We start from the raw sequence: 17,165 nt of genomic DNA on the forward strand, positions 1-17,165 counted from the left end.
GCCGTACGGCTCAATGTGCTGTTCAAGGCATTGTTGATAACCGTTGGAATATCTTCTTTCACGCCACGTTTTTCGGTCAAGTATTCACGTACACGGTCAAATACAACGACCGTATCGTTCATTGAATAACCCATGATTGTCAGTACCGCACCCACAAAAGCTTGGTCAACATCAAGTGAGAATGGCAACCATCCACGGAAGATTGAGAAAATACCGAGGATAATAGCCACGTCGTGGAATAAAGCCACCAATGCACCATAACCAAACGCCAATCGACGGAAACGAACATAGATATAAACAAATACCAATACGATTGAGAGTAAAACAGCTTTCAAAGCACCACCAATAGCATCGTTTGCAATCGTTGGACCCACTTTCGATGAGCTTGTTACTTTACCTTTATTACCGTTTACGTTAGCTAAAGCAGCATTTACGCTTGTTTCGATTTGTTTTTCAACTTCTGGATTTGTGTTTTCGATTTTGTAAGGAGTTGTGATTTTTACTTGGTCGAAACCTCCAAAAGTTTTTACCTCTGTTGCTTGTCCTTCAAAAGTTGCTTTCAAAGCATTGTCGATTTCTTCTGTGTTTACAGTTTTCTCGAATTTCGCTACGTATGTACGACCACCTAAGAAGTCAACACCCAAACCAAATCCTTTGAAGAAGATAGAAACGATACCCGCAATGATAATCGCACTTGAAATTGTGTAGTACAATTTACGTTTCGATACAAAATCAAAGTTTGAATCTTTGAATAATTTCTCAGTAAATTTCGTGAAGAACGAAACGGTTTTTCCTTTGCTGATATAGTATTCGAAGAATAATCTTGAAACAAAAATTGCTGAGAATAACGAAGTGAAAATACCAATCAAGAGCGTAGTTGCAAAACCAAGAATCAAACCAGACCCAAAGATGAATAATACTGCACCTGTGATTAAAGTCGTAACGTTTGAGTCAATGATTGATGACATCGCATTTTGGAAACCATCACGCACCGCAACTGGGAATGTTTTACCCAACAATAATTCTTCTTTGATACGCTCGTAAATCAAAACGTTCGCATCGACCGACATACCAACCGATAATACTAAACCTGCAATACCTGGCAATGTAAGTGTTGCACCAAATGATGCCATTACACCCAACAACAAGAATAAGTTAACGATAAGGGCGATGTTGGCAATCAAACCAGCTTTGTTGTAATAAATCATTACGAAAGCCAATACAAACAATACACCGATTACCGAAGAAAGGATACCCGCACGAGCAGCTTCCGAACCTACGGTTGCACCTACGATGTCTTCCGAGATTACGTTTGTTGGAGCAGGAAGTTTACCAGCTTTCAATACGTTTGCTAAGTCAAGAGCCTCTTCAACAGTAAAGTTACCACTGATGCTTGAGCGTCCACCACCAATTTCACCGTTTACGTTTGGAGCAGAATAAACGAAGTTATCAAGAATGATAGCAATCGGACGGCCGATGTTTGCACCTGTCAACGCTTTCCATTTTCTTGCACCTTCTGCATTCATTTGCATTTCAACCGCTGGCTTACCTCTTTCATCAAAATCTTGTGTTGCGTTAGTTACAACATCACCTTCCAACGGAGCTTTACCTAAATCTTTCACGAAATACATATCAACGATTTCTTCGTTAACGTTTGTACCGTTTGCACGAGGTTTTACATCATACACTGCACTTGCATTAGCAGGGAAAAGTGTCTGAACATCAGGGCGACGCATGATTTGGTTCACACGTGACGTATCTTTTACACGTACAGCCACACCGTAGCCAGTTCCGATAAATAAGTTACTGAATGCGTTTGTTTGACGTTGTGCCAAAGCAGCCGAATCTTTCTTAGAAGTATCGGTTTTGCTTCCACCAGCCAATTTAGCTGCCAAGCTGTTTTTTGAAGTATCGTTGGTTGCAGTAGCTACGTTATCGCCTTTTCCTGCGATTTTGCTTAGATTTGACTTATCAGCTGCTTTAGCCTCAGCATCCATTTGTAATAAAATAGCCGCCAAACCATCAAATGCTGGAGCAATTTCTTGCATGGTGTAAACCTCGCAGAACTCTAATTTTGCAGCACCCGAAAGTAATTTACGCACACGTTGTGGGTTGTCAACACCTGGTAATTCAACTTGAATACGGTTAGTACCTGACAAACGTTGTAAGTTAGGGTTAGCAACACCAAATTTATCAACACGAGTTTGGATAATACGGAACGCACGGTCGAAAGCACCATCAACTTCTTTTTTGATGTAGCTAACAACTTGGCCGTCAGACGACTCTAAGCTCAATACACCACGGTTAGAGCTATTCGAGAAAATGCTCGCCAATTTCGTATCTGGAGCAACTTTTTTAAACTCTTCAGCAAACAAATCAACAAAGTTTGTGCTGCTTGTTGCTGCTCTTTCTTGTGCTTTCGAGATAGCCGCAGCTACTTTCGGGTCACGTGAGCCAGCCAATGCACGAACGATTTCGGTAGGAGAAACCTCCAAAATAACACTCATACCACCTTGAAGGTCAAGACCTAAGCCTAATTCTTGTTTCATTAGGTCTTCGGTAGTAGTCATTCCTAAGAAAACAGGTTGTTTCCAAAGTGAATCTAAGTAGCGTTGTTTTTTTGTATAATCTACTTTGCCAGATTTATCTGTTGCATACGCTTCTGCGTCTTTTCTAATATCGTTGGCTTTCCAAGTACGGGCCAAGAAATAAATACTAATTGCTAAAAAAGCCACCAACAGGGCGACTATACCACCTTTGTTTCTCATATTTAAAAGCCCCCTAACCCCCGACGGGGGAACTTTTTATAGGTTATTTTCATGTTTGAGGGTAACGGAAACATGATTTTTGGAATATACAGATTGAGTTTGTCCACAGGCGATTGCAAGCAAAATATTGCTTAATAAATAATCACTTCGAGACGAGAAAATGGGAAATCAATAAACTGAAAGACTGTTTACTGAAAACTGAAGACTGTTATGGTGCATTGGGAGCAATAAAATGCTCGTAGAGATTCTCGAAATAAGAAAGTATGAAAATAGGCTTGGTGAAAACTTTAGCCTTTTTTTCGATATTTAGATAAATAACTTGCGGAGTAGGTAAAATGAGGGCGTCGTGGTTGAAGTCGAACGCATGGCTGGGTACAACCACCTCCAACGACAACTCGCTAACAACTGTTTGGTTTTCGGGTTGTTGCTTTTTGTCGGTTTTTTCTTGCTTTGGTTTATTGGGCTTATCATGTTTTTGTTGGGGTAGCTGCTTGCCGAAAACGCTCGTCAGCATCACCATCGTGAACATCAAAAGTCCAAAAGCACGTGATATGTAAGAGTAATTTTTCATTTTAGGAACGCAAAGCTACAAGAATTTCTCGAAATAAGTCAAATCTTATGCCAAAAATTCAAAAAAGTGCTTTTCAGATATAATTTTCGAGTTATCCCGTCAGGGATTTCATATCGGTAGAAGTTGATAAACCACCTGACATTTCTCATGCCGTAGGTATGAAACACACATTAAATCACTACTCCCTCAATACTTTTCTGCCTCATTTCTAACATATTCTGCCCTACCTTTTGAGTATCAGCTATTTTGTCTAATTTTGCACCGAGTTTTCAATTAACAAGAAACATTTTTATGGCACAATACGACGTTGTTATACTTGGAAGTGGGCCGGGCGGCTATGTAGCTGCTATTCGTGCATCACAATTAGGCTTGAAAACAGCCATCATCGAAAAAGAAAATTTAGGTGGTATTTGCCTCAACTGGGGTTGTATTCCAACAAAAGCGTTGTTAAAATCGGCTCAAGTATTTGAGTACATCAAGCACGCTAAAGATTACGGTATTGAAGTTGGCGAAGCCAATGCAAATTTTGAAGCAGTTATTAAACGTTCTCGTGGTGTGGCTGAAGGAATGAGCAAAGGTGTAACTTTCTTGATGAAGAAAAATAAAATTGATGTAATCAATGGTTACGGAAAAGTAAAACCAGGTAAAAAAGTAGAAGTTACGGATGCCGAAGGTAAAAAATCTGACGTAGAAGGAAAGCACATCATCATTGCAACGGGTGCAAGAGCAAGACAATTGCCAAACGTGCCACTTGATGGTGAAAAAGTAATCGAATACCGCAAAGCAATGAGCCTCGAAAAACAGCCAGCTTCAATGTTGGTGATGGGTTCGGGTGCCATCGGTGTTGAGTTTGCGTATGTATATGCAAGCATGGGTACGAAAGTAACCATCGTAGAATTTATGCCAAACATCGTTCCAGTAGAAGACGAAGATATTTCTAAGGAATTAGCAAAAATCTACAAGAAAATGGGTATCGAAATCTATACAAGTTCAAGTGTAGAGAAAGTAGATACTTCGGGAAGCGGTTGTGTATCAACTGTTAAGACTCCAACTGGTGAAATCAAAATCGAAACGGATGTTGTTCTTTCAGCAGCGGGTATCGTAGCAAACATCGAAAACATTGGTTTGGAAGATGTAGGTATCGCTACCGACAGAGGCAAAATCTTAGTAAATGGCTTTGCCGAAACAAATATCCCAGGATACTATGCCATCGGTGATGTAACTCCAGGACAAGCATTGGCTCACGTAGCATCGGCCGAAGGTATCATTTGTGTTGAGAAAATTGCGGGTCACCACCCACAACCACTCGACTACAAAAATATCCCAGGTTGTACGTATTGCTCGCCAGAAATCGCTTCGGTAGGTTATACCGAAAAAGCAGCTAAAGAAGCTGGTTATGAAATCAAAGTTGGTAAGTTCCCATTCTCGGCATCAGGTAAGGCAAAAGCTGGTGGTGTACCAGAAGGTTTTGTGAAAGTTATTTTCGATGCTAAATACGGCGAGTGGTTAGGTTGCCACATGATTGGTAGTAACGTAACCGAAATGATTGCTGAGGCAGTTGTAGCTCGTAAACTCGAAACAACTGGTATGGAAATCATCAAGTCGGTTCACCCACACCCAACCATGTCAGAAGCTATCATGGAAGCGGCTGCCGCTGCTTATGGTGAGGTTATTCACTTGTAAAATAGTTCACGGTCGATAGGCGATAGTCGACATAATATAAAAATAGCCGATTGCGAATGCAATCGGCTATTTTTGTGGCTTTATGATTTATTCTATCAGAATTTCCATCTAACAAAAGCTTCCATAGCTTCGTATTCGGCCAAACCAAGTTTGTTGTAAAGTTGAGCCGTTCCGCTATTACGTTCTTCGGCACGTTGCCAAAACTCACGAGCATCTGTTCCTTGGAACACCACACCATCTTTTTGTGATTGGTGCTTGAAAATACCCATACGTTTTTGTAGAACTTGGTCGGGCGACATCGGTACTGCCATTTCGATTTCGTGAATATCCCACTCTGCCCAAGCACCACGGTATAACCAAACCCAACAATCTTTCATGAAGTTTTTGTGTTTGAGTTGCTCAACGGCAGCAAAAATGGCATCTAAACAAACCTTGTGCGTGCCGTGTGGGTCAGCTAAGTCGCCAGCGGCATATACTTGATGAGGCTTGATAGATTCTATTAAATTAGCTACAATCGCAACATCTTCTTCTCCCAATGGCTTTTTCTCAATACGTCCTGTTTCATAAAAAGGCATATCCATGAAATGAACATTTTCTTCTGGAATACCTACAAAACGGCAAGTAGCTTTCGCTTCTCCTCTACGAATTAAACCTTTTACGTATCTTACTGCATCGGTATCAATATCGCTATCTTTTTTATTCTTCAAAAATTCTTTTGCATCAGCAAAGAGTTTTTGTGTTTCTTTTCCTTCAATACCAAACTTCTCATTGAAGTCAACTACGAAGTCAATAAAACGAATGGCTTCATCATCAGCAACGGCAATGTTTCCAGAAGTCTGATAGCCAATATGCACATCGTGGCCTTGGTCAACCAAACGTTGGAAAGTTCCCCCCATCGAAATAATATCATCGTCTGGATGTGGACTGAAAATAATTACACGTTTTTTAGCAGGTAATGCTCTTTCTGGGCGGTTGGTGTCATCAGCATTAGGCTTTCCACCTGGCCAGCCCGAAATACTATGTTGTAATTGATTAAATACATCAATGTTTAGGTCATACGCTTGTCCGTGGCGAGCCAACAAATCACTTAGACCGTTATCGTTATAATCTTTGTTTGTCAATTTCAAGATTGGTTTATTAAGCGTAAGTGCCAAGTTCGTAACGGCCTTCTTCACCATCTTGCTAGTCCACTCAACGTCTTCAACAACCCAAGGCGTACGCATACGAGTAAGCTCGTGAGCGGCACGTTCGTCAATGACAAACATGGCATTTGGGTGAGTTTGTAAGTAAGAGGCTGGAATTGTCTCGGTTACACGCCCCTCAACTGCCTCAGCAATTACTGGAGCTTTTCTTTCACCCCAAGCCAATAAAACTACTCTTTTAGCACTTAGGATTTTAGAAACCCCCATTGTGATGGCTTTCTTTGGTACTTTTACCAAACTTCCACCAAAGTCAGAAGCAGCAGCCACACGAGTAGAGTGGTCGAGCATCATCAGACGAGTACGTGAGTTTACTAACGATCCTGGCTCATTGAAACCAATGTGTCCGTTTGCACCAATACCCAATAATTGAAAATCTAAACCGCCAACGGCATCTATTTTACGCTCATATTCTTCGCTAAAATCTTTTACTTTATTGAGCGGAACAGTTCCGTCTGGAATAAAATAATTTTCTTTTGGAATATCAACGTGGTCAAAGAGTTGCTCTTTCATGAAACGCACATAACTCTGCAATGAGTCTGGCTCCATTGGATAGTATTCGTCTAAATTAAACGAAACTACATTTTTAAAGCTAAGACCCTCTTCACGGTGCATTCTGATTAACTCGGCATATACTGATTTAGGAGACGAACCCGTTGCTAAGCCTAAAACGCAATTACGGTTTTGGCGTTGACGCTCTCTGATCAAATCAGCGATTTCAAGTGCTACCGCTTTAGATGCATCTTTTGAGTCTTTGAAAATCTTGGTTGGAATCTTCTCGTAAGCAATAGGGTCAGTTGAAATAATCTGTTGCTCCATTATTGTCGTAGTTTTTGGTTTGATTCGCTAAAATAAAAATATTTCACAAAGGTAAACATTATTTATTTTAGTGCATTATGATTTAATGCGAAAAGATATAATATTTTACCATAAGTTAATTTATAAAAAAATATTTTTTTAATAAAAATATTAATTTGATGGCCTATAACGGCGAAAATAAACAAAAAGCGTATCAAATCAAGAAGTCCCCATCTGAAATAACGGTTTTATTCTTAATCTGATACGCTTTGTATTTATGTGGGGCGAACATCCTTGTTCGCCTATGATAATTTATGCGAAAACTTCTTCGAGTTGTTCTTTTTTCGGGAAGTCAGGAGTTACCAAGTTTTCTTCTGGTTTGTAGATATATGGCATCGGAAAACCTCTTTCTTTGAAGGTCGGCTCTGCCATATTATTATAACGCAACTGAATTGACCAACGAATGTTTTTGGTGATATTTTCGCCCGAACGGTGCACCAAAAATGCTGAGAAAATTAATAAATCACCTACTTCAAACTCAGTTTGTACGTAATCTTCTTCTGGAATAGCTTCTTGAATACTTCCCAAATAACCCGAAGTATCAGCTTTCAATAAGCCGATTGTATGGCTCGCTGGTACGATTTGCAATGCACCTAAATCGGCACCACAATCAACCATCGGGAACCACATAACTATACTATCAAGTGAGCCTTGACCAGTTCTCCAGTCTTGGTGAGCACCGAGTTTCCAGTGGCTACCACCTTTTGATAGATAGCGACTGTTGAATTGCATCGCAGGACGCACACCAATCATCGGGAACTCATAACCTAAATCTTTCAATACATTGATGATTTTAGGGTCAGTACCGAGATGGTGCAACGAAATCAGGTGTTGAGCCTGCTTTCCTGTATTCACAAAAGTTGTAAAATCAGCTTCGAATAAATCGAACATGGCTTGCTCGAAAGTATCACGGTCGTTGATGTCAACTTTTTTGCCTAAAACTCGTTCTATTTGCAGAGCAAAAAGACTACGTGCTTCGGTGTAAATTTTATTAATTTCTTCTTTTGAAAAGAAGTTTTTGATAATAATGTATCCGTCTTTGTTGAATTGTTCTTTCATGACCCCTAACCCCTAAAGGGGGATTTTAATTTTCAGTAAAATTAGATGTTACTGATTAAGAAAATAATGATAATTGTCAGTAATTGATTTATTTTTCCAAAACAGCGTAGGCAAAACCTGCTGCTCCGAAACCATTACCATTATATAACAAATATTTCTTGCCATTATGTTCATAGCAGTGAGCATAATTTATCATTTGGTAGTCGAAATCGGCTGGATTTTCTGATTTATGGATACCAACTAAGTCATCTTTTCGCTCCCATTTATAACCATCAACCGACTCAGCGTAGCCCAAACGATAACTTTGGTTACGGTCAGTGCGATAATCTCGGGTATGACGATAAGAGTAATACATCTTGAAAATACCATCTTCGTGAAATACACTCGGGCGACCAACAGCATGTAGGAAATCATCAAAAGGAAGGGCAACATCACCCGTTGGAGTCCAATTGATACCATCATCTGAAACGGCAACTCGGCAATCGTAGAATGGCTCTGGGTAGTCATGAATATACTCGCATTTCTGACCCGAAATATGCCACATCATCCATTTTCCGTTGACAAACATCACCGAAGGTTGGGCGGCCCAAATTGGGTTATGAATTGAGCGGTCCATGATTGGGCCACGGAACATTTTCTTGAAATTCAAACCGCCATCGGTACTTACAGCAAGTCCCATCGAAAGACGATATGAGTTGTGAGTTCTGTTCCAACCTGTATAATACAACCAGATGTCTCCATTTGCTTGTGGTACAAACCAAGAAGGCATCGCACCTGTTTCATCATACTCGCCTGGGCCTCCTAAATCCAATACAAAAGTATCGTGGATGTAAAGAATTTTGGTTGGGTCGTCGTAATCAACATCAATAAATGTTGGGCGAGAATACCCGTTATCATCTCTTGAAGAGAAATAAACCCTGAGAAAATCTTTGTGCTTGTACGCATAAGGTACTTGAGCATGCGAGCGGCTGTGGGATAGACTGCCGTCAGGCTTATAAACGAGTCCTTTTTTTTGCCACATTGTGGAATGAGTGAATGAGTGAATGAGTGAATGAGTGAATATTATTTATCTCATTTTCTCATGAAAATCTTTAAAATTGAGCGTTTTAAAAAATAATCTATGGTTAAAATATAATTACTACCGCTTTGGTGGTTTACAAGAAAGCACTAAAAATCTTGGTGTTTTCTTAGTGAAACTTAGTTCCTTAGTGGTGAAAATAATGTTGTAAGTTCTTTTATTACAGTAAGGGTAATTTTATTTTGACTTACGATTTCTTTCTGCTCTGATTTTCCAGTTATCCTTAAAGTCTTTTCCCGGAATTTGTAGATTTACGTTTACTTTTGGTGCTTTTTTAGTTTTCTTAAAGTCAAGCACGTAGTAGCCATTACCGAAAATCCATTGGAGTTTTACGTCCTTGATATTCTTTGGTAAATCTTGAAGCGGCACTTGGTCGGCAAACATCGGATTGGCATCCATTAAAATCTGATATGTTTTTTGGTCACGAAGCCATGCTCCTACACTTTCATCACCAACAACTACTCTTCCGCCTACTTTTACAACACGGTTAAATTCTTCAAATGCTTTCGCTCTTTCTGAGAAAGTATTGATTCCTCCGAAATGGAAAAGGGCATCGAATGAATTATCTTCAAATGGCAAATAAGAACCATTTCCGATGAAATAATCAATCGTAACGTCTTTTTTATCAGCAAACTTTTCTTTTGCGTGGCTTAGCATGGCTGGAGATAAATCAGACAAAACTGCGTGTCCACCTGGGGTGATTTTATCAATAATAAAAGCTGAATCTTTACCCGTTCCTGCACCAACTTCAAGGACCTTCATGCCCGGACGCAGTTTGAGCAAACTAATCATTTGTTTGCGAGTAGCGGCTTCGTTAGCGTAAAGCGACTCGAATACCCATGAAACCCCACGGTCATAGCGAGCGTGAGCATCATTGTAGGCTACTTGTTCTTTGCGGTCTTGCTCGAAAAGCTCTCTTGGGTAAACTAAATCAACGATGTCGTTTACGTCGTAGCTTACGGGTTCTTCGGTTGAAGTATTATTGAGGGTTTTGCCATCGGCCGATAAAACAAGTTTTGTATGTGTTTTTGGGCAAATTAGTTGCTTAAAGAAATCGCTCATTCTTGTATTTTTTCTTGTATAATTTTTAAAATATCTACCAAATTCATTGCTGAACTTGCAATTACGTTTGTTTCTGATTGAAGGTGCTGATGATGAGGGTGAGAACTAATATCTGGAAAATGAGGGGCATTATCCCAGCGACTTATCAATTCTGCATTCATATTTTGCCAATGAAAGCTATATTTTCTTCGATTTTCAAAGGAAATAAAAATATCTGTTACGAATAAAACTGACGAGTCGATGAATGTTATTTTTAATCGTAAAATTTGAACACCGTCACGATTTTGATGCTCAATTATTTCAAAATCTTTCAGTATCGGTTTAAATTTTGCAATATCAGGAATCATTCAACGATTTTTTTTATCATTTCTAAATAATGATTTTTTAGCGAAATTTCAGTTTCCCAAATCATGCCATCGTCTTCTTTTTCAAAAACATTAACAGTATTTATTGAGTGAAACTTTTCTTCAAATTCGCTATAAGTCATTACGTATTTGAGTTCAAACTCTTTGATTTTTTCTTCACAATGCTTGATTTTTCTCCATAAAACTTCTTGTGCTTGTTGTTTCGCAAATGATGCTAAATCAACGTAGCCCAGCTCGTGGATTACGTTTTCTAAACCGATATTTTGTTCAACTAAAAGCATAATTCACTTGTTTTTGCTACAAAAGTAAGAAATAAATGCTTATAATTATAAATTAATGTCTTTGCTCGACACTTCAGATTTTATCGCAGGATTGCCTTTCCAAATGCTCCAAGAGTCAGTTTTTGCTTTGGTTACGTTTGCTCCCATTGCTACGAGTGTACCTTCGCCAAGCGTACAGCCATCTCTGATGGTTGCATTTACGCCAAAGAATGAGTATTCGCCAACTACGCAACGGCCCGATAAAACAACGTGCGAAGTAAAGTAAACGTGGTCTTTGATTTCGCTGTGATGCCCGATGTGGTTACCGCTCCAAAGCACAACATCGTTTCCGATTTTTACGAATGGTTGAATTGTATTATCTTCCAAAATAAAACAATTTTCGCCGATTTGGTCAGTCAGCACGGTTGCTTTTGAACTAATATACGAAATGAAAGAATAGCCTTTTTCTTTGGCCTCACCATAAACTTTTGCACGAACCATATTCATTTTACGCTCGCTCAAAGGGGCAAAAAACTTGTAGTCGGCAGGTGGATAAAGGGTTGTTACGTCTTCAAAAGGCACAACTGGCAAATTGCAGAAAGTATCTTCTTTGATATATTCTTTATTGACAGTAAATGCTACGATTTCGTGTTCTGAATCATTTGTGAGATAATAATGGGCTAATTCTGCCACCAGTTCCGTACCGAAAACTACTACTTTGGCCATTTTATTTTGAGTTTTATAATTTTAAGCAATATCTATGGACTATCGTCTGTGGTCTATTGACTATCAGACTAATTCAAATTTATCTAAATGTTCGTTGAGTTCTTCTGCCGAACAAAACATCAGTAAGTCGATGATTGAAAGCCACGGCACAAAAGATGCTTCATCTTTGTTAAATTGCTTGTATTGAATGGGCTTTGCTTTGATAAAATTAAGTAAGATTTCGCTATCTGCAAAAAGTTGTTTATCGTAGATAGCCATTCCACCAATCGGATTGATGTAATGATTGGCCTTTTCTTGCAAACAAATATCCAAAATTCGTCCTTGAGATTTTAGGTCTTGGTTGTTGTAAATCGTTGAACTTTCTACGATTTCGGTCTTTATGCCTAAATATTTGCAAGTTTCTTTTAAACCTGCGGTTGCCAATTCTGCAATAGATGCAACAGGCAAGCTGAAAACTTGCTCTATTATCTCGAAACCTTCTTTATAAAACGGTGCTTTTTTGTAAGATTGCTCAATGGTCTTTAAAAACTTTTTACTCCAAGCCGCCAAATTATCTACCTCAATATCTCGAATCAGGCGGTTTTGACTTGCTCCAACTAATGGAATCGTAAACATGGAGGCTTTGCCATTCACTAAAATGTTATTTCTATTTATCCAGCCTTTATTGATAAACGCTACGTCGTCGTACACCACAAATTTATCAACCGCTTTGATGAGTTGAAAATAGCCGATGTATGGAAAAACGTAGGGTTGCATGATGCCAATAACTCGGCCACCACCCCCAACCCCTAAAGGGGAGCTTACATTAACATCATTTTCTATTATTTTTTTTGTCATTGTGCTTAAAATTCCCCTTTAGGGGGTGGGGGTTAACTTTCTTAAATAAAACTCACTATCATTGACAGGAATATCTGATTTGCTATTGATAGAATTAAGCTGAATATCGCCTTCTTGATATGGAATAACCCCTTTTGAATAGAATAAGTATTGTGCTTCGGCAGGAATCGGCTTTACTGCACTTCTAAATGGATGAATCGGAATCAGTTTTCGCTGAAAGTCTGCTCCCCAAAGTGGATATTCAAAATCTTCATGTTCTTGCTGAGTTCCGAGTGCTACTATGGCATCTTTCGGCACAAGTTCATCAAATTTTTTATAGGCTTCATAAACATTTGGTCGGGCAATTGTAATTAATTCTAAACGGTTGGCATTAAAGATATTCTTCTCGCCAAAAACAGGGTGTATTCGCATGAAAAGAATAGTCGGAATGGCAGAAATAACAATAAAAAGACTAATGGTTATAAGAAAAACCTTATTAAAAGTAGTTTTTTTTTGTAGCCAAGATAAACTAACCAAAGAAAGCATAGGCATACACCAAACAGCCATATTCAGAAAATAACGAGCCTTGATTGGGTCGTAAGGTGCTGAATAACAGAGCGATAAAAAGTGTAAAGTTGCGGCAAAAGCAAGTACTGAAAGGCTTTTTTCAACATTATTTAATTTCTTAAAACTTCGTAAAACTTTCCAACCCAAAATGAGCATAATTGGTAGTATCAGACCAAAACCTATAAATCCCCAAAAAGGTCTTTCGAGGTAGAATCGTACTGGATGTTCAAAAGAAAAATACGAAACAACCGTAAAATGTTCACCTTCGAGATTTAGTTTACTAAGGATTTTGTTTGGCCAATATCGCACAATATCATTCAACTCTTTCCCCATCGGAGAACTCCTAAGTCCATCCATGTTTAAAAAATCTGATGAATATCGACCAACATTGAAGACCAGGTTTTTGATTTTTTCTTTACCTGTATAATGTTCAATTCCGTGCCATCTCATTACCATTTCGGGTGCAGAAAGGCTGCCGAGGCTAAATTTCTTCGACTCTCTGATATTACCGATATAGCCAGTTGGTAAGGCATAAATGCTTATGGCTGCTACAAAAACAATAATAAAAACCTTGATTTGTTGATAGAATTGCTTTTTCAACAAAACCGTGTGGAATGCCACAACTACTGCCGCAGGAGCAATAAGCAAGAATGTAACTTTATGACCAATCCAGATACCTGCCATCAGTGCAATGAGCGAAACGTTGAGGCGAGAAGGGTTGGCTTTAAACGAAAACATGAAGTATGTCAAACAACCTAAATAGGCCGACAAAACGATGTCAGTTTCGGTAGTTGTTGCTTGTACTAAAGCCGTTGGAAGTAAAGCTGAAAGCACAAAAACGAGCAAAGATGCTGCTTTATTTTGGGTTATTCTGAAAGCGATTCCGTAAGCTGAAATTGCAAAAAGCCAATATGATAAATAATGAATTACTTTAAAACCTTGTTCGCCAAAAAGATGAAAGCCAAACATCTGTAAAGTTGGCAGTGAATTTGGGTAAAAATCAATCGTCCAAGTGGTGCCTTGTAGACGATTCATGTTGCCATTTTGGAGGTATAAAGCACATTTTACTAAATGCCCTGTCATGCTATCCCATTCGTTGGGATAAGTCAAGAAAAACATTCCTAAGTTTAAAATACTGACAATCAGTAAGCCAGTTCCTAAGATTCCAAATACTGATTTTCCTAAGAAGCTTTGTTCTTGCCAAATGTCAGAGAGGTTTTTTGGAAGTGTTTTAAGTGAATTTATAAGTGAATATTGGTGATTTTCGGAGATTTTTGTGAAAAAGAAATAAAACAAAAAAGCTAAAGTGTTTACACCAATACCCCACGATACAGCGTGGCTTATCTGATTGAGTTCAGACAGAAGGAAGCCTGTTGGAATAATACAAGAAACCAATCCAACAAAAAACTTGATTAGATAATCATTGAGGCTTTCAGAAATATACGAAGTATTCCGATGAATTTGCCAAAGAAAAACAAGAAATAATACTATAAAAAGTAGATACATTGAATCAGAATAAAGGCTTTCACGGTGCAAAGATAATGAAAGCCCTTCTTTTATTATGCTTTTTGGAATAAACTATATCAAAAACTCGAAAATTTCGGGTTTATCATTGATGTATTCGAACTGAACGTTGTTTTCTTTCATGCGTTCGATAAGCGGCTGAAAGTCAGATTGTTGTTTCAATTCGATACCAACTAATGCTGGTCCACGTTCACGAGCTGTTTTCTTAGAATATTCAAAAAATACAATATTATCGGTCGGGCTTAGTACATCATTCAAGAACGTCTTGAAAGCCCCAGCACGTTGTGGAAAGCGAATAATGAAGTAATGTTTTAAGCCTTCATACAGTAGCGAACGCTCTTTTATCTCTTCGGTTCGAGTAATGTCATTATTTCCTCCACCGATGATACAGACCACATTTTTTCCTTTTATTTCATCTTTTATAAAGTCGAGAGCTGAAACTGATAATGCTCCTGCTGGCTCGGCTACGATGGCTTCTTCGTTATAAAGTTGAAGAATCGTGGAGCAAACTTTTCCTTCAGGAATGAGCAAAATTTCGTGATTGAGGTTTTGTTTACATACTTGAAACGTTAAATCTCCTGCACGTTTTACGGCCGCTCCATCTACAAATTTGTCGATTTCTTCGAGCGTAACTACTTGGTCTTGCTCTAAAGCCGTTTTCATGGTTGGCGAGCCAAGTGGCTCAACCGCAACAAGTTTGGTTTTGGGCGAAAGTTGTTTAAAAACCGTCGAAACTCCAGAAGCTAACCCACCACCACCGATAGCAAAAACCAAATAATCAATTTTGAAATTAGAGTCTTTGAAGATTTCCAAGCCTACAGTTCCTTGTCCTTCCATTACCTGCAAGTCATCGAACGGATGCACGAAAGTGGCGTTTTGTTCTTCACAATATTTTTTTGCGGCATAATAAGCATCATCGTAGGTATCGCCAACGAGTTCGATTTTTACAAACTCTTTCCCAAACATACCAACTTGCTTGATTTTCTGAGCGGGCGTAGTTGTGGGCATAAAGATGGTGCCTTTTACCTGCAATTTCCTGCACGCATACGCAAGCCCCTGTGCATGATTGCCCGCACTGGCACACACTACCCCCTTTTCAAGTTGTTCTTTCGGTAGAGCCGCCATTTTATTATAAGCTCCTCTGATTTTGTAAGAACGAACCACCTGCAAATCTTCACGCTTGAGGTAAATATTGGCTTCATAACGCTCCGAAAGATTCAGATTGTGCATCAATGGCGTATGAACCGCCACACCTTGCAAGCGTTCGGCGGCGAGATATATGTTGTCTAAATCAGGAAATATGATTTCTGACTTTATTTTGGTCATGTGATGAAGGCTTATTTTATGAAATTCAAATATACAAAAAGCACAGAGATTTTGCCCCTGTGCTTTTTATAATTTATGAAACGCTTGCAAAGGAAGACTTCGCTTCAAGCGAAGTCTTCCTTATATTACAAAAATTAGTTTCTTTCTGGACGTAAGCTACGAACAGTTTTACCTGCTTGCCACATTTCCGACTCACGAAGTTCAGCTAATTCAACTTCCAATTTCTCACGGTAATCTGGCTCAGAGTTACGAGTGATTGACTGAGTAGCTTCTTTTTGTGATTTCACACTTTGATACAATTTCTTGAAAACTGGTTTTGTAGCATCGTGGAAAGGTTTCCACCAGTCTAACGCACCACGTTGAGCAGTTGTAGAGCAGTTGGCATACATCCAATCCATTCCGTTTTCTGCAACTAATGGCATCAATGACTGAGTTAATTCTTCAACAGTTTCGTTGAAAGCTTCTGATGGAGAGTGACCATTTTCACGCAATACTTCGTATTGAGCAGCAAAGATACCTTGGATAGCACCCATCAAAGTTCCACGCTCACCAGTAAGGTCAGATGTTACTTCACGGTAGAAATCTGTTTCAAACAAATAACCAGAACCTACACCGATACCCATTGCGATGGCCGTTTCACGAGCGTGACCCGAAGCATCTTGGTAAACAGCGAAAGATGAGTTAAGGCCTTTTCCTTCAACGAATAAACGACGAAGTGAAGTACCCGAACCTTTTGGAGCTACCAAAACTACGTCAACATTCTTAGGTGGTTTGATACCAGTTTTTTTGCTGTAAGTGATACCGAAACCGTGAGAGAAATATAAAGTTTTACCTTTTTTGAGGTATTGTTTCACTGTTGGCCACAAGGCAATTTGAGCTGCATCTGACAAAAGGAAACAGATGATTGTACCTTTTTTCAATGCGTCTTCGATGCTGAAAAGAGTTTTACCTGGAACCCAACCATCAGCAACTGCTTTGTCGTAAGTTTTACCAGGGCGTTGTCCAACGATTACGTTGAAACCATTGTCACGCATGTTCATTGCTTGACCTGGGCCTTGTACACCGTAGCCAATTACTGCAATAGTTTGTTTTTTCAAGAACTCTCTCGCTTTTTCGAGTGGGTACTCTTCACGGGTTACTACTTCTTCTTCAACACCGCCGAAATTTAATTTTGCCATTTTTATTGAATTTGTTTTATTGAATGCGACAACTATTTAATTGTCTGAACTTTGATTTAACTGATTTTGGGATTTAACAGAAAATGTCTTTTCTCTAATAAATCTTAAATTTTAGTAAATTATGA

14 protein-coding genes are annotated in these 17,165 nt (G+C 38.9%); 1 reads left to right on the top strand and 13 read right to left on the bottom strand.

The window, feature by feature from the left end; genetic code table 11:
• A partial coding sequence (gene secDF / locus ACOVO2_RS06320; protein ID WP_421769156.1) for a protein translocase subunit SecDF occupies window positions 1-2,768 on the bottom strand: 2,768 nt, incomplete at its 3' end.
• Window positions 2,769-2,976: 208 nt separating this feature from the next.
• Window positions 2,977-3,339: a hypothetical protein gene (locus tag ACOVO2_RS06325; RefSeq protein ID WP_421769157.1), complete on the bottom strand. Its 363-nt coding sequence runs from the start codon at window positions 3,337-3,339 to the stop codon at window positions 2,977-2,979.
• Between the two features lie 291 nt (window positions 3,340-3,630).
• Here ACOVO2_RS06325 and lpdA point away from each other — a divergent pair, with 291 nt between their 5' ends.
• A complete protein-coding gene (gene lpdA / locus ACOVO2_RS06330; protein WP_421769158.1) occupies window positions 3,631-5,022 on the top strand; it encodes a dihydrolipoyl dehydrogenase in 1,392 nt (463 codons plus the stop codon).
• Window positions 5,023-5,117: 95 nt separating this feature from the next.
• Here the strand turns inward: lpdA and nagB are convergent, their stop codons facing one another.
• The 11 genes from nagB to ilvC form a co-directional block, all read right to left on the bottom strand.
• The gene (gene nagB, locus ACOVO2_RS06335) at window positions 5,118-7,040 is read right to left on the bottom strand and encodes a glucosamine-6-phosphate deaminase (RefSeq protein WP_421769159.1); all 1,923 of its coding nucleotides are present in this window, start codon (window positions 7,038-7,040) and stop codon (window positions 5,118-5,120) included.
• Window positions 7,041-7,331: 291 nt separating this feature from the next.
• The gene (locus ACOVO2_RS06340; RefSeq protein WP_421769160.1) at window positions 7,332-8,138 is read right to left on the bottom strand and encodes a phytanoyl-CoA dioxygenase family protein; all 807 of its coding nucleotides are present in this window, start codon (window positions 8,136-8,138) and stop codon (window positions 7,332-7,334) included.
• An 88-nt stretch (window positions 8,139-8,226) separates the two neighbouring features.
• Window positions 8,227-9,159, bottom strand: a complete 933-nt coding sequence (locus ACOVO2_RS06345) for a hypothetical protein (RefSeq protein ID WP_421769161.1) — start codon at window positions 9,157-9,159, stop codon at window positions 8,227-8,229.
• Between the two features lie 234 nt (window positions 9,160-9,393).
• Window positions 9,394-10,278, bottom strand: coding sequence for a class I SAM-dependent methyltransferase (locus tag ACOVO2_RS06350; protein WP_421769162.1), 885 nt, complete (start codon window positions 10,276-10,278; stop codon window positions 9,394-9,396).
• Window positions 10,275-10,625, bottom strand: coding sequence for a toxin-antitoxin system TumE family protein (locus tag ACOVO2_RS06355; protein WP_421769163.1), 351 nt, complete (start codon window positions 10,623-10,625; stop codon window positions 10,275-10,277). Before ACOVO2_RS06355 ends, ACOVO2_RS06350 begins: the two co-directional genes overlap by 4 nt.
• The gene (locus ACOVO2_RS06360) at window positions 10,622-10,924 is read right to left on the bottom strand and encodes a hypothetical protein (protein ID WP_421769164.1); all 303 of its coding nucleotides are present in this window, start codon (window positions 10,922-10,924) and stop codon (window positions 10,622-10,624) included. The genes ACOVO2_RS06355 and ACOVO2_RS06360 overlap by 4 nt, the downstream gene beginning before the upstream one ends.
• Before the next feature lie 45 nt (window positions 10,925-10,969).
• On the bottom strand, window positions 10,970-11,629 hold the full coding sequence (locus ACOVO2_RS06365; RefSeq protein WP_421769165.1) for an acetyltransferase: 660 nt from the start codon (window positions 11,627-11,629) through the stop codon (window positions 10,970-10,972).
• Between the two features lie 63 nt (window positions 11,630-11,692).
• Window positions 11,693-12,466, bottom strand: a complete 774-nt coding sequence (locus ACOVO2_RS06370) for a WbqC family protein (RefSeq protein WP_421769166.1) — start codon at window positions 12,464-12,466, stop codon at window positions 11,693-11,695.
• Between the two features lie 18 nt (window positions 12,467-12,484).
• On the bottom strand, window positions 12,485-14,518 hold the full coding sequence (locus tag ACOVO2_RS06375; RefSeq protein WP_421769167.1) for a hypothetical protein: 2,034 nt from the start codon (window positions 14,516-14,518) through the stop codon (window positions 12,485-12,487).
• 72 nt (window positions 14,519-14,590) lie between these two features.
• Window positions 14,591-15,862: a threonine ammonia-lyase gene (gene ilvA, locus ACOVO2_RS06380; RefSeq protein WP_188767577.1), complete on the bottom strand. Its 1,272-nt coding sequence runs from the start codon at window positions 15,860-15,862 to the stop codon at window positions 14,591-14,593.
• 134 nt (window positions 15,863-15,996) lie between these two features.
• On the bottom strand, window positions 15,997-17,040 hold the full coding sequence (gene ilvC, locus ACOVO2_RS06385) for a ketol-acid reductoisomerase (RefSeq protein ID WP_421769168.1): 1,044 nt from the start codon (window positions 17,038-17,040) through the stop codon (window positions 15,997-15,999).
• Window positions 17,041-17,165 lie beyond the last annotated feature (125 nt).

It is taken from the genome of Emticicia sp., from assembly GCF_049241225.1.
Taxonomy (GTDB): domain Bacteria; phylum Bacteroidota; class Bacteroidia; order Cytophagales; family Spirosomataceae; genus Emticicia.

Bases quoted from the DNA above. Each gene is read 5' to 3' on its own strand.
- ACOVO2_RS06325 (WP_421769157.1), bottom strand. From the start codon at position 3,339: ATGAAAAATTACTCTTACATATCACGTGCTTTTGGACTTTTGATGTTC.
- lpdA (WP_421769158.1), top strand. From the start codon at position 3,631: ATGGCACAATACGACGTTGTTATACTTGGAAGTGGGCCGGGCGGCTAT.
- nagB (WP_421769159.1), bottom strand. From the start codon at position 7,040: ATGGAGCAACAGATTATTTCAACTGACCCTATTGCTTACGAGAAGATT.
- ACOVO2_RS06340 (WP_421769160.1), bottom strand. From the start codon at position 8,138: ATGAAAGAACAATTCAACAAAGACGGATACATTATTATCAAAAACTTC.
- ACOVO2_RS06345 (WP_421769161.1), bottom strand. From the start codon at position 9,159: ATGTGGCAAAAAAAAGGACTCGTTTATAAGCCTGACGGCAGTCTATCC.
- ACOVO2_RS06350 (WP_421769162.1), bottom strand. From the start codon at position 10,278: ATGAGCGATTTCTTTAAGCAACTAATTTGCCCAAAAACACATACAAAA.
- ACOVO2_RS06355 (WP_421769163.1), bottom strand. From the start codon at position 10,625: ATGATTCCTGATATTGCAAAATTTAAACCGATACTGAAAGATTTTGAA.
- ACOVO2_RS06360 (WP_421769164.1), bottom strand. From the start codon at position 10,924: ATGCTTTTAGTTGAACAAAATATCGGTTTAGAAAACGTAATCCACGAG.
- ACOVO2_RS06365 (WP_421769165.1), bottom strand. From the start codon at position 11,629: ATGGCCAAAGTAGTAGTTTTCGGTACGGAACTGGTGGCAGAATTAGCC.
- ACOVO2_RS06370 (WP_421769166.1), bottom strand. From the start codon at position 12,466: ATGACAAAAAAAATAATAGAAAATGATGTTAATGTAAGCTCCCCTTTA.
- ACOVO2_RS06375 (WP_421769167.1), bottom strand. From the start codon at position 14,518: ATGTATCTACTTTTTATAGTATTATTTCTTGTTTTTCTTTGGCAAATT.
- ilvA (WP_188767577.1), bottom strand. From the start codon at position 15,862: ATGACCAAAATAAAGTCAGAAATCATATTTCCTGATTTAGACAACATA.
- ilvC (WP_421769168.1), bottom strand. From the start codon at position 17,040: ATGGCAAAATTAAATTTCGGCGGTGTTGAAGAAGAAGTAGTAACCCGT.